The sequence below is a fragment of the Chelatococcus asaccharovorans genome (assembly GCF_003201475.1).
Taxonomy (GTDB): domain Bacteria; phylum Pseudomonadota; class Alphaproteobacteria; order Rhizobiales; family Beijerinckiaceae; genus Chelatococcus; species Chelatococcus asaccharovorans.
On the sequence record NZ_QJJK01000012.1, the window covers coordinates 150329 to 162783 of the forward strand.

General features: G+C 64.2%; 13 protein-coding genes. 7 read left to right on the plus strand and 6 right to left on the minus strand.

Going from position 1 to position 12455, the window contains the following annotated elements:
• Positions 1-47: 47 nt before the first annotated feature.
• The 3 genes from C7450_RS25790 to C7450_RS25800 form a co-directional block, all read right to left on the minus strand.
• Entirely contained in the window at positions 48-1307 is a 1260-nt protein-coding gene (locus C7450_RS25790; RefSeq protein ID WP_110377346.1) for an acyl-CoA dehydrogenase family protein, read from the minus strand.
• Positions 1308-1620: 313 nt separating this feature from the next.
• Positions 1621-3093, minus strand: a complete 1473-nt coding sequence (locus C7450_RS25795; protein WP_110377347.1) for a dipeptidase — start codon at positions 3091-3093, stop codon at positions 1621-1623.
• A 12-nt stretch (positions 3094-3105) separates the two neighbouring features.
• Positions 3106-3522, minus strand: coding sequence for an ester cyclase (locus C7450_RS25800; protein WP_146227535.1), 417 nt, complete (start codon positions 3520-3522; stop codon positions 3106-3108).
• Positions 3523-3689: 167 nt separating this feature from the next.
• Between C7450_RS25800 and C7450_RS25805 the strand changes: the two genes are divergently transcribed.
• From C7450_RS25805 to C7450_RS25830, 6 genes are all read left to right on the plus strand, one after another.
• Complete coding sequence (locus C7450_RS25805) at positions 3690-4790, plus strand: M24 family metallopeptidase (protein WP_110377349.1); 1101 nt, start codon at positions 3690-3692, stop codon at positions 4788-4790.
• 18 nt (positions 4791-4808) lie between these two features.
• A complete protein-coding gene (locus C7450_RS25810; RefSeq protein WP_110377350.1) occupies positions 4809-5942 on the plus strand; it encodes a M24 family metallopeptidase in 1134 nt (377 codons plus the stop codon).
• 71 nt (positions 5943-6013) lie between these two features.
• Positions 6014-6517, plus strand: coding sequence for a flavin reductase family protein (locus C7450_RS25815; RefSeq protein ID WP_110377471.1), 504 nt, complete (start codon positions 6014-6016; stop codon positions 6515-6517).
• Positions 6514-7509, plus strand: a complete 996-nt coding sequence (locus C7450_RS25820; RefSeq protein WP_210206535.1) for an NAD(P)H-dependent glycerol-3-phosphate dehydrogenase — start codon at positions 6514-6516, stop codon at positions 7507-7509. The genes C7450_RS25815 and C7450_RS25820 overlap by 4 nt, the downstream gene beginning before the upstream one ends.
• A 16-nt stretch (positions 7510-7525) precedes the next feature.
• The gene (locus C7450_RS25825; RefSeq protein WP_210206536.1) at positions 7526-8452 is read left to right on the plus strand and encodes an alpha,alpha-trehalose-phosphate synthase (UDP-forming); all 927 of its coding nucleotides are present in this window, start codon (positions 7526-7528) and stop codon (positions 8450-8452) included.
• A 208-nt stretch (positions 8453-8660) separates the two neighbouring features.
• Positions 8661-8909 carry a hypothetical protein gene (locus C7450_RS25830; protein WP_110377352.1) on the plus strand — a complete coding sequence of 83 codons (249 nt, stop codon included), beginning with the start codon at positions 8661-8663 and terminating at the stop codon, positions 8907-8909.
• Between the two features lie 29 nt (positions 8910-8938).
• On the opposite strand, the gene C7450_RS25835 is transcribed toward C7450_RS25830, so the two are convergent.
• The 3 genes from C7450_RS25835 to uxuA form a co-directional block, all read right to left on the minus strand.
• A complete protein-coding gene (locus C7450_RS25835) occupies positions 8939-9805 on the minus strand; it encodes an HpcH/HpaI aldolase/citrate lyase family protein (RefSeq protein WP_110377353.1) in 867 nt (288 codons plus the stop codon).
• A gap of 3 nt (positions 9806-9808) precedes the next feature.
• On the minus strand, positions 9809-10306 hold the full coding sequence (locus tag C7450_RS25840; RefSeq protein ID WP_110377354.1) for a MaoC family dehydratase: 498 nt from the start codon (positions 10304-10306) through the stop codon (positions 9809-9811).
• A gap of 163 nt (positions 10307-10469) precedes the next feature.
• Complete coding sequence (gene uxuA / locus C7450_RS25845; RefSeq protein WP_110377473.1) at positions 10470-11666, minus strand: mannonate dehydratase; 1197 nt, start codon at positions 11664-11666, stop codon at positions 10470-10472.
• A 526-nt stretch (positions 11667-12192) separates the two neighbouring features.
• Here uxuA and C7450_RS25850 point away from each other — a divergent pair.
• Positions 12193-12441, plus strand: coding sequence for a DUF982 domain-containing protein (locus C7450_RS25850; RefSeq protein WP_110377355.1), 249 nt, complete (start codon positions 12193-12195; stop codon positions 12439-12441).
• Positions 12442-12455 lie beyond the last annotated feature (14 nt).

A 12455-nucleotide genomic window follows, 5' to 3' on the forward strand; every position in this document is an offset into this window, starting at 1 on the left:
CCCTCGTCATTCCTGGTCTTCGAACAGATGCGCAGCGCGTATTAGCTTCACGCCACAGCTGACGACGGCTCACGGGCGATGCCGAGATCGGCCCAGGTCTTGGGCTTGTCGACGAGCGCGCCATATTTCTGTTTCGGCGCGTAGTGCCCTGCAACGTCGGCATCGGCGACGAGGCGCAGCAACTGCGATGCCCGCGTATGCAGCGAGGCGGTACGCACGTCCCGCCACAAGCGCTCGAGCGGAGCCGTCTTGAAGAGCGCGCGCGTGCCGACCATGTCGAACACCTTGGTGATGACGTGGATCGCCGTCTCGCGAGCCGTGTGATGGGCACGCAGCGAGGCGAGCGCAGCGTCACCGAAGCGCTCCTGCTCCCACAGTGAGTTGGCAATGAGACAGGACCCGCGCGAGGCCTGGACCTCACCCGACAATTCGCCGAGCGTGACCATCAACCCTTCCTCGTTCTGCAGGAACGGCCGCGCCCTGAGCACCTCCAGCACATAGTCGAGCGCGCCCTGGGCCGCGCCGAGCAGGTGGAACGCCTGCGACAGCTCGAGGGTATAGGGATCCTTCTGCACGAAATCGCCGGGTTCGCCCAGAACGTTGTCCCAGGGGATGAAGACATTGTCGAGCTTGGCGCTCCAGCTCACGGAGCTGCGCAGCCCGATGATATCGTCCCAGCCGTGGCGGGAGAAGGTGAGGCCGGGGCTGTCCTTCGTGACGATAGACAGGGTCAGCCCGTCGGTGGCGGCATTGGCCCCCGGGGCAATGCTCCAGTAGAGCATATAGTCCGCGACCGGCGCATTGGAGCAGAAGTGCTTCGCGGCATTGGCCAGGAAGCCGCCCTTTACCGGCGCCATCTCGGCCTGGAAGATCAGCTTCCGCGTCGCATCCTTGGCAGCCGTCTGCTCTTGGTGGTTCACCTCGCTGCCAAGGGAGCCCATGATGGCGCCCTTGGTGACGACATCGCCCAGAATGCGGCGCTTCTGCTCGTCGTTGCCGAGGCGCGCGACCGCACCGCACTGGTGATAGTGAATGATGAGATCCCAGCCGGTCGCGGCACAAGCGCGTGAGACCTGCTCGGTCACCAGGTAAGCCGTCAGATGTGCGTTGCCGGTGGCAGGCCCCTCCCCGCCGAACTGCCGCGGCACAGCAAGGTTCAAGATTCCCGCCTCACGCAGCAGCGCAAATGTCTCGGTCGGAAACGCCGCCGCCTCATCGTCACGGCGCGACGCTTTCGCAATGTCCGGCGCGAGAGAACTGGCAATATCGACCCAGCGCTGTTGCTCTGCGGTGAGGGTGAAAGCCATGACACATCCCTTTCGATAGCGGCAGCTTGAGCCCGCCTTGTAAGGCGCTGGCTTCAGGGAAGCGCGCCGGTTTACTGCATGCAGAATGCAGCACTTTGCGACCAAGTCAAACCTGAAATGCACGGATTCTGTGCGAAAGCGGTGAGGCAAATGCCCATGAATGCGGCGATCTGCGCGCAGGCCAAGTCATCGCCTTGGCATTGCAGGTCTTTTCAAGCTTGCCGTGTGATGTTCCCGCGCGAAAATTCGGCAATACGATTTAGAGCATATTCGGTGAACTCCGGTTCACCGAATATGCTCTAGGCCTTTGTTTTTACGCATTTTCTTCACGCGAACCGATGTCCACTTCGCTCGAAAATGCTCTAGAGCAAAAATCGACGAGCAAATTCACCGGCTTAGATGGTATCAGACGATTCCATCTAAGCCGGATTTGCTCGAGGAGAAGCGCATAGGCTTCCTGCCCGCGGCGGAAATTGTCCAGGCGCAGAAATTCGTCCGGCGCATGGAAGTTCTCGTCCGGCAGGCCGAAGCCGTAGATCACCGTATAGGCATCGAGTTCCCGGCGAAAAAGATCGAGGATCGGAATGGAGCCGCCCGAGCGGGTGTAATAGGGCTCGCGCCCGTAGAGCGTGACAAGAACATCGCGCGCGGCCCGATTAGCGGGATGATCCATGGGAATGAGATAAGGCGAGGCGGCATTGGGCAGGATATTGACGGTGATCTCAATACCATTGAGCCGCTGGCTTTCGAGATGGCGCTTGACGGCCAGCGCGACCGTCTCCGGCGCTTGATCCGGCACCAGCCGACAGGTGACCGCCGCGCGCGCCGACGACGGAATGATCGTCTTCACGCCAGGTCCGGTATAGCCTCCCGTGATGCCATTGATCTCGAAGGTCGGCCGTATCCCGATGCGTTCGCGGGTCGTGAACCCGACCTCCCCCGCCAGCGCCGACACCCCGATCGCGCGGCGATAACGGGCTTCGTCGAAGGGAATGGCCGCGAGCCGGCGCCGCTCGTCATCGCTCGGCGCGCGCACATCGTCATAGAAGCCGGGGATCGTCACCCGGCCGGATGCATCGTGGATACTTGCAAGGAGGGCGACGAGCGCGTGGACCGGATTGGCGACCGCGCCGCCATAGAGGCCTGCGTGAAGGTCTGTCGCAGGCCCCTGGGCCACGACTTCGAGAGCACAGATACCGCGCAGCCCGACACGGAGATCCGCCTCGGTTGCGCTCCACTGCCAGCCATCGGCACTGATCGCCATGTCGCAGGCGAGACGCGTGCGATGAAGGGCCACGAAATCCGGCAGATCAGGACTGAGGATTTCTTCCTGGCCTTCGAACAGCACTTTCACATTCACGGGCAGGCGCCCGTGCGTCTTCAGCAATGCCTCCAGCGCCAGAATAGGCGCCAGCATATTGCCCTTGTCGTCGGAAGCCCCGCGCGCATAGATGCGTCCATCCCGGATCGTCGGGGAGAACGGCGGATCGGTCCAGGCCTCGACGGGATCCACGGGCTGCACGTCGAAATGCCCGTAGATCAGCACCGTAGGCTGGCCGGGCGCGCCAAGCCAATCCCCATAGACCATCGGATAGCGCCCGGCGCGGAGCACCTCGACATCGGCGAGGCCAGCGGCTTGTAGCCTCGCCGCGACCCAAGCCGCGGCGCGATCGACGTCCGGCAGATGGGCCGGATCGGCGGAGATGCTCGGGATACGCAGGAAGTCCTTGAGATCCTCGACAAAGGAGGCCTGTCGCTCCTCGAGATAGTCCCGCCAATCCGCCATCGCTATCCCCCCTCAGGCTGCGCCGTCGAGCTGGCGCTGGAGCACGAGGCTGTCGCGCAGCACCCAGCTCTCCTGGATCTGGCCATCGGCCACCCGGTAGATCCCGATGCCCGGAACGGTTACCGCACGGCCCGTCGCCGCGCGCCCCTGAAACTCGCCCTGATGGGTCGCTAGCATCGTGTAACGGACGACGACCTTCTCGCCGTCAACGAGGACGTCATCCAGCGTGAAGCGCACGTCCGGAAAGGCCGACACGAGCGAATCATAGTTCTTGTGGATACCGGCCGGACCTGCGAGCACGCCGCGGGCACCCGCGTGATTGAGGTATCCGGGGGCGAACAGACTGTCGATGGCATCGGGCTGACGCTTGTCCCAGACCACATCATAATAGTTGAGGACGACGGCGCGGGGTGAAGCGGGTTCGTTCATGGGAAACTCCGGAAGAAAGTGGACGACGATCTTGGACGCGCTTGACAATCGAGAGGCGCCGGTTCCAGATTAAACACACTGCATGCAGCATGCCATAGCCAATTCGCGATGATTGCCCCTCAATCCGGCTTTAAGGGCAGCCGTCGTTCCGCCGCGAAAGTGCGTCCATGTCCGACCTGTTCTCCACGCGCCGCGACCGTGCGCGCAGGGCCCTGCGATCCGCCGATATCGACCTGCTGCTTTTGGGGCCCGGGCCAGGTTTTCGCTATTTCGCGGGGAAAAACGCGATCGCCACCGAGCGCTTCGTCGCGCTCGCGATCGGCGCCGACGGCCGCGACCGGATTTTCACGCCACGCTTGCAGGCGCCGCTTTATGCAGGCATCGCCGGCGTGGACATCGCGATCTGGGACGAGGCCGAGAATCCGCTGGAGCATGTCGCGCTCGTCGCACAGGAGGCCGCCGCCAGGACCGTTGCGGTCAATCCCGAGTTCTGGAGCGGTTTTCTTCTCGCGCTCAAGGCGCTCCTGCCTGACATCGCGCTCCGTAGCGGCGCCTCGGTCATCGACGGTCAGCGCCGCACCAAGGGCGCGGAGGAAATCGCGGCGTTAGAGGCTGCGGCTGCGCGCATCGATGCCGTATGGGCCCGGTTCTGCGCGACGACACCCTCCATGCTCGGCCGCACGGAACTGGAGCTCAGGGCCGATATCGACCGGCTCATGCGGCAGGAGGGTTTCAGCGAGGTCAGCTGGGTCGATGTCGGGGCCGGCGCCAATGGCGCCTCGCCGCTGCACCACGGCAGCGATCATGTGATCCGCGCCGGGGAGCCGGTGGTCTTCGATTTCGCCGGCTGCTTCGACGGCTACTACGGCGATATCTGCCGCGTCGCGGTTTCCGGCGAACCAAGCCCCGAATTTCAGGCCATTTATGACATCGTCCACGACGCGCAGGAGGCGGCGTTCCGGGCCGTGCGTCCGGGTGTTCCCGCTGAGGAGATCGATGCGATCGCGCGGCGGATCATCAGCGACAAGGGGTTCGGATCCTACTTTACCCATCGCCTCGGCCACGGTATCGGCCTCGCGGCCCATGAGGAACCCTATATCGTGGCGGGCAATGCGACGCCGCTCGCGGCGGGAATGGTTTTCTCCAATGAACCCGGCATCTACATTCCGGAGCGCTGGGGCGTTCGCATCGAAGATATCGTTGTCGTCACGGATGACGGCGCCCGGCGCCTGACCCAATCTCCCCGCCATCTCGTTCGCCTCGGCTGAGCCACCGGAAGTATCGCCATGTCCACACCTAAGGTCTTCGCTTTTCCGCTCGAAGAATATGCCGCGCGCGTGGCAGTCCTACGCGAACGCATGAAGGATGTGGGCGCCGATGTGCTCATCATCGATGAATTCGAGCACCTTGCCTATTTCACCGGACATATTCCGACCGCCGCCATGTACCAGTGCTGCCTGATGCCTGCAGCCGGCGAGCCGGTGATGATCGTGCGCTCCCTCGACGGTCCTATGCTCGAAGAAATGAGCTGGACCAAAGATCATATTCTCTTCGATGACGGGGACGATCCGATCGCGATCGTCATCGCCGAATTGAAACGCCGCGGCTTCGGGAAAAGCCGCATTGCGGTGGAAACCGACTCTCACATTCTTCTTCCCAAACGCCTCAAGGCGTTCAAGGCGGCCCTTGATGAGGCGACTTTCATCGATTTCGGTGGCCATATGTGGGAGCAGCGGCTGCGGAAATCGCCCCGCGAGATCGACTATCTCCGGCGCTGCGCCGGCATCTGCGACGTCGCGACGCTTGCCGGTGCAGAGGCATCGCGCGCCGGCGTGCCCGAACGTGAGGTCGCGGCCGCCATCACGAGCGCTGCCCTGAAAGCCGGAGCCGATAATACGCGGCTTCTCCTGATGCAGTCCGGTCCCCGCTCCAGCACCCTGCATGGCGGCCTGGGCAACCGCATCCTGGCCAATGGCGATATCGTCCATATCGAGATGGTGCCGCATCTGCGCGGCTATACCGCGCGCTCCATGCGCCCCGTCTCGGTCGGCGCCCCCAGCGCGCGACAGCGAGAGGCCGCGCAGGCTCTCATCAGCCTCCAGGATGCGCAGTTCCAGGCCATGCGGCCGGGCGCTCATGCCGGTGAAGTCGACGCCATTCTGCGCGAGGGCGTCCTGAAGGCAGGCCTGCGCGACAGCTACACCAACATCACGGGCTACACCCTCGGGCTCGTGACGATCCCACGCACCAGCGATTTCACGCGCGTCTTCCTGGCCAATTCGGCGTGGCGCCTCGAAGAGGGCATGGTGTTTCACATGTATACCTGGGCCGAGGGAATGGCGTTCAGTGAAACCATGCTGGTCACCGCGACCGGCGCCGAACGACTGACGCAGATCGACAGAAAGCTCTTTATTTCCTAGTGATCGGCTTGCGCAGGCCGGCAGCCGAGAGCCCGAAACAGGGCGTCTTTGAGAGCGCATGGAGCACCGACATGCCCGACATTTCGTTCCCCCCATTTGACAGTGCAAGCTTCCGCCGGGCGCTTGGGCATTATGCAACGGGTGTCGCAGTCATCACGGGCCTCGGCGACAAGGATGAGCGCTTCGGACTGACGGTCAGCTCCTTCAACTCCGTCTCGCTCGACCCGCCGCTTGTCCTTTTCAGCATCGATCGCGCGGCACGCAGCCTCCCCCTGCTCCTGGCGGCCGAAGGTTATGCCGTCAATATCCTGTGCCGGAACCAGGACCACCTGTCGAACCGCTTCGCGCGATATGGTGGAGACAAATGGACCTCTGTCGAACACACACACGGCCATGCACAGGCGCCTCTCCTGCCAGATACGCTGGCTCATTTCGAATGTGTCCATTACGCGCATTACGATGGCGGAGATCATGTGATCTGCGTCGGACGGGTGCTGACATTTTCCTGGAACGAGGCGGAGCGCCCCCTCATCTTCTTCCGCGGGGCCTATCGCGACCTTCATCTGGAGGCGTGACGGCTGGCGCAGAGCCTCCGTATTCCAACTGCAGGTCGGCCGTTGGCGCGCGAAACGCGACGGCCACCTGCGTTCGACGCCTGCCGCGCCTGTGGACAACCGGCGATGAGGCCAGCGCAACCCGTGACGCCGATATTGTTCTTCTTGTTGTTCCCTCGCAACATCTTCGCGCCATTGCCGCGCAACTGCGCGGATTATTGCCGGCGCAGGCGACGGTCGTCATCTGTTCAAAGGGCGTGGAACAGGATACGGGGGCTTTGCTCTCGGTGGTGGTCGAGGAGGAGTTGCCGGATCACGCTATAGCGGTTCTCTCCGGCCCCACATTCGCCGCCGAAGTCGCCGCGGGAATGCCATCGGCCGTGACCATTGCATCATCGGATGCAGCCCTCAATCCTGCCCGCTCCCAGGCGGCGCGGGTCGCCAGGGCGCTCGGCACAAAGACGTTCCGCCCCTATGTGTCGGACGACGTGATCGGGGTCGAGGTCAGTGGCGCGGTCAAGAACGTGCTCGCCATCGCGAGTGGAATTGCAACGGGATTGGGCTTTGGCGCCAACACGCGAGCGGCGCTGGTCAGCCGCGGTCTCCACGAAATCCAGGGGTTGAGTGCAGCGCTCGGCGGCCGCCGCGAAACAGTCACCGGATTGTCGGGTGTGGGCGACCTCACCTTGACCTGCTCGAGCGAGCAGTCCCGCAACATGCGTTTCGGCATGGCTCTTGCCACCGGTCGCTCGGCGGCGGATGTCTTCGAGGGCCGGCCCGTCGTCGTCGAAGGCGCAGACAATGCCGTCTCCGTCACCAATCTCGCCCGCCGGCACGCGATCGATATGCCGATCTGCGAGGCCGTTCGCGCCATCGTCGTGGACCGCCTTCCCATTCCCGATGTGATGAATGCGCTGTTGCAGCGCCCCTTCAAGGATGAGCGGGCGGATCTTGGTCTGTCTATTTCTCACAGTATCAGCCGGAATGCTGCCAAGTCCATGGCCGGGATCTGAGGCATGCGGGGCAATCTTGAATGCCGGCGTTGGCTTTCACATTCCACGCTACGCGGTAAGTTTCGTGTCCACGGCGCGCAGTCTCAAGGATGTGGAGATTGTGGAGGAGACCCCGGTGGAGGAGAGCCTGACGCCATGCGGGGCGGCCCTCTCGGAGCCGGTGATGCCGACGCGCCTGCGCCACCGCGGCCATGAGATCCAGATCGATGCGTTTCCGGTGGGCGCCAACGCGTCTTACATTCGCGCGCTCTGCCAGCGCGACCTCACGCGGCAGCGCGAGGAGGCGATCCGCAAGGATCTCGACGGAAAGCGCTTCATCATCTCCGTGGGGCGTACCGACTACACCAAGGGAACGCGGGATATGCTGCTCGCCTTCGAGCGGCTTCTGGAGCGGCGGCCGGAACTCCTGGGCACCATCCAGCTCCTCGTGACATCCGTGTCGTCAAACCCCGGCATGAGCGTCTATCGCAACGTACAGCGCGAGATCGAGCAGATCGCCGGCCGCATCAACGGCCGTTTCGCCACCCTCTCCGGTCAGCCGCTGCTGCTGTTCACGCGCGCGCTGCCCTTCGAGGAACTCGTCGCCTATTATCGGTGCGCGGACGTCTGCTGGATCACGCCGCTGCGCGACGGCCTCAATCTCGTCGCCAAGGAATATGTGGCGGCGCGGCTTGGCATGGGCGGGGCGCTCGTGCTGTCCGAATTCACCGGCGCTGCGGTCGAGTTGTCCAGCGCGGTCCTGACAAACCCCTATTCGACCCGCGCCATGGACGCCGCCATCGACGAGGCGCTCGACATGCCGAAGGATGAGCAGTTGCGGCGGATGGACGTCATGTGGGAGAGCGTCGAGAAATACGACTCGGCCCACTGGGCGAAACACATCGTAAGCCGCTTCGCATTGCCCCTGAAGACTATCGATCCCACCCGCATAGCCGCCGAGTAGACGGCGCAGGTCAAGTGTCCGGGCTGAGGTGTCCGGGCTGAGGTCTTCGGGCTTCCGTTTTTGCTTGCGCCAGGATCCGCGTCCTGGGCGTCGAGCGTCACCGACAATCGGCGGGAAACCGTTTCGCGGATAGACCGTTAACGTTGCGGGGGAAACCTTGCAGGAGAGATATCCGGCGTCTCGACTTCGATAAGGGAGCAACGCGACGATGCCCGCCGCCATCAAGCCTGCTCTCGTGACGCAACTTCTGGCCAGGGGCGTGTTCGTGCTGATCCTTGCCGTGATCCTGACTGTCGCGTTGTTTCCCTTGTATTACGCCTTCGTCTCGTCGTTTCGCACTGGTACGGAGCTCTTCGTCCCGCGGCTGTGGCCGGAGCGCTTTGACCTCACGAACTACACGCTGATCTTCCAGCGCAAGATTGTGACAGGTCTCACGGCCGGTGCCGTCAAGGGATGATGCCAGTCGTCGCGACGACCATGTTGGCCCTACCCGAGGCGTGCCAGCAGCCGCTCGGCGCGCAGAAGATGGGGGCGGTCGAGCATTTCGCCGTCGACGCCCGTCACACCCGCATCGGGATTGGCGCGAAAAGCCGCGACGACCGCCCGTGCCCGCTGAACCGCCTCCGCCGACGGCGTGAACGCCGCGTTGATGACAGGCACCTGCGCCGGGTGGATGGCCATCTTGGCGACGAAACCATCGCGGCACGCCTCGCGGCATTCCGCTTCGAGCCCCGTGAGGTCGCGGAAATTGGTATAGACCGCATCGATGGCATCGACGGATGCGGCAGCCGCGGCAAACAGCGTTAGCGAGCGGGCAAGCCGGTAAGGCTCCGTATAGGCACCGCGCGCGTCACGGTTGGTCTCCGCCCCGACATCAGCGGACAGATCCTCGCCGCCCCAGGTGAGCCCCATCAGCCGCCCGCCGGCTTCGGCATAGGTGCCGAGCCCGAAGATGCCGCGCGCACTCTCGGCTGCAAGCGCCAGAATACGGGTGGCGCCATCGGACGCGCCCGCGCGCGCCTCCCAGACTGCAAGTTTGGCCCCGAGGCGAGCGACGTCTGCGCCACCCGAAGCCTTCGGCAGCACGATGCCGTCGGGCATTGCCATCATCACGCCGGCAAGGTCCGCATCGGTCAGCCCGGTCTCGAGCGCGTTGACCCGCACATAGAGCCGCGGGCGCTCGGCCTCCGCGGTCGCTTCGGCAAGAAAGGCTGAGACCGTGCGCCGGGCGCCGTCCTTCGCGGCGGGCGCGACGGCATCCTCCAGGTCGAGCAGGAGGGCGTCCGCCCCTGCGGTGAGCGCCTTTTCGAGCTTGCGCGGCGAATCCCCGGGGACGAAGAGCAATGACCGCATGGTTCAGGCCTTCATCGTGCTATTGCGCTTGCGCATGAAGGCTTGCCGTACGCATTCGGCGACAAGGGCGTCGTCCTGCTTGTAGGCCCGGTGGATGAGCGTGACGATGCCGGCATCCGGCCGCGATCGCGATTCGCGCTTGGATGCGACCTCCGTCGTGACATGGACCGTGTCGCCCTCGAAGAGCGGGGTTGGAAACTTCACATCCGTCATCCCGAGATTGGCAATCGTCGTGCCGACGGTGGTGTCGTTCACGGAAATGCCGACCATGAGGCCGAGGGTGAAAAACGAGTTCATGAGCGGCCTGCCCCATTCCGTCTCGGTCGCGCAGAAATGGGCGTCGATGTGGAGTGGCTGCGGGTTCAGCGTCATATTCGAGAACAGCATGTTGTCCATCTGCGTCACGGTACGCGTCAGACGGTGCCTGATGACGGTGCCGACGACGAAATCCTCGAAATAGAGTCCACCGCGGGGATGGGGCTGCGGCTGCGCTTCGGACATGCATCGGCTCCAGGCTGGGTTGGCCGGTAAAGACGAGCATCAGACCGCTTGCCCGCGCCGGCACGGCTGCGACGCAGGCAGTATGCCACGGCCTGCGCCATCAGGCATGCCGCATAGGGCTTTCATCGGCAATACCGGCGGCCGCACCCGGGTTTGCCGAGGATCAGATCGGCAAAGACCTCAGTTCGGCGACGGCCGTCATGACACCCCGCAATTCGGCGAGCCCTTTGAGACGGCCGACGGCCGAGTAGCCGGGGAAGGAACCCTTGCCGACATCGTCCAGGAGCTCGTGGCCGTGGTCCGGACGGAAGGGCAGCCGCCAGCGCGGGTCACCGGCATCCAGGCGGCGCTTCTGTTCGGCGAGCAAGGTGGCGATGACCGCCACCATATCCGTGTCCCCGCCCAGGTGATCCGCCTCCATGAAGGAGCCGTCCGGCTCCTTGGCGACGTTGCGCAGATGGACGAAATGGGTCCGGCTGGCGAACTGCCGCGCGATCGCCGGCACGTCATTCTGCACGCCGGCGCCAAGCGAGCCGGTGCACAGCGTGATGCCATTGGCGACCGAATCGACGGCCGCGGTGATGAAGGCGAGATCCTCGGCGCCGGAGACGATGCGCGGCAGGCCCATCAGCGGGCGCGGCGGGTCATCGGGGTGGATCGCCATGCGGATACCGAGTTCCTCGGCCAGCGGGACCACCGCGCGCAGGAAGCGAACGAGATTGGACCTGAGCCCCTCGGCATCGATGTCCCTGTAACGCTCGAGCATCCTGCGCAACGCGGGAATGTCGTAACGGTCGAAAGCACCGGGCAGGCCCGCCATGATGCTTGCGAGCAGCGTCTCCTTCTCGGTGTCCGTCGCCGTGGCGAACCAGTTGCGCGCGCGGACCAGCACATCCGCGGAATGGTCCGCTTCAGCGCCTGGACGCTCCAGCATGAAGCAATCGAAGGCGGCATATTCATGGGCATTGAAACGCAGCGCCCGGCCGCCGCCCGGCAGCGGATGGGCCAATTCCGTCCGCGTCCAATCCACGACCGGCATGAAATTGTAACAGATCGTCTTCACGCCGCAGGCCGCGAGATTGCGCATGGACTGGCGGTAGTTCTCGAACAGCGGCGTGAGATCCCCCTCCCCGAGCTTGATGCGCTCGTGGATCGGCAGGCTTTCGACGACATTCCAGTGGAGCCCGAGGGATGGATCCGCGGCAATCTCCGCCTGCCGCGCCTCGATCGCCTCAACCGTCCAGACCTCACCATAGGGGATCTGGTGCAGAGCGGTCACGACACCACGCGCGCCCGCCTGACGGATGGCATGCAAGGGGACGACATCACCCGGGCCGAACCAACGCCAGCTTTGTTCCATATGCTTCCCGCCCATGTCTTTCTGCGTCGATCCGGCCTGTGGCCGTTCCCGTCCCGTGGTGCCAAGGCGTCCCCCCGGAACATCGGATATAAGCGCCCGAACCTCCTTCCGTATAGAGGCGACTGTCCGCCGGGACTGAAATGGCGGTCAACACAAGGCCCAATGCCTGTCGGAGCCGCACCTCGCCCGCCGATTCGCCCTCATGATCTGCGCCTCCGGTTCCCGCGCCCCGCGAAAAGCGCATGTCCAGGTGCCGGCAGGCGCGCCTGTTGGACCTCATCCGATGGGCGAGTTCCTCTGGAGATGCATCGACCGGTACAGGCCTTTCCAGGGCCGGCGATTGCGCGGCGCGGGAAGACGCCGATGCCGACACCGGCCTCCTTTACGTCTCGTTAACGATTGAAGGCGCTTCCTCGTAGCCAATGAGGTGCGCGGCGGGAGAACCTCTCGCCCCCGTGAGAAGAGCGTGGGCCGGCTCCACAACTCTTCGACAGTGAAAGGACGACCGGCAACCCTGGAGGACGAGATGAGCGACTGGCGCTTTGCCACCCCTGTTCGCCTGACGTTTGGCCCCTCGCAGCAGCGCACGATCACAAATGCCTGGGAGGCCGTGGAGCTGCTCCTCAGGGATTGGCCCGGGCGCCGCGATCACAGGTACAAGGTCGCTCTCCTCGCTTGCCAGGATGCGCTGGAAGGTTTTCGCTCCGGCCGCCTTGCGCGCAAGGCCCTGGTGCGCGCCGCCAAGATGGCCGGCTTCGGCGTGTCATCCACGTAGGTTGCCGCGCACAA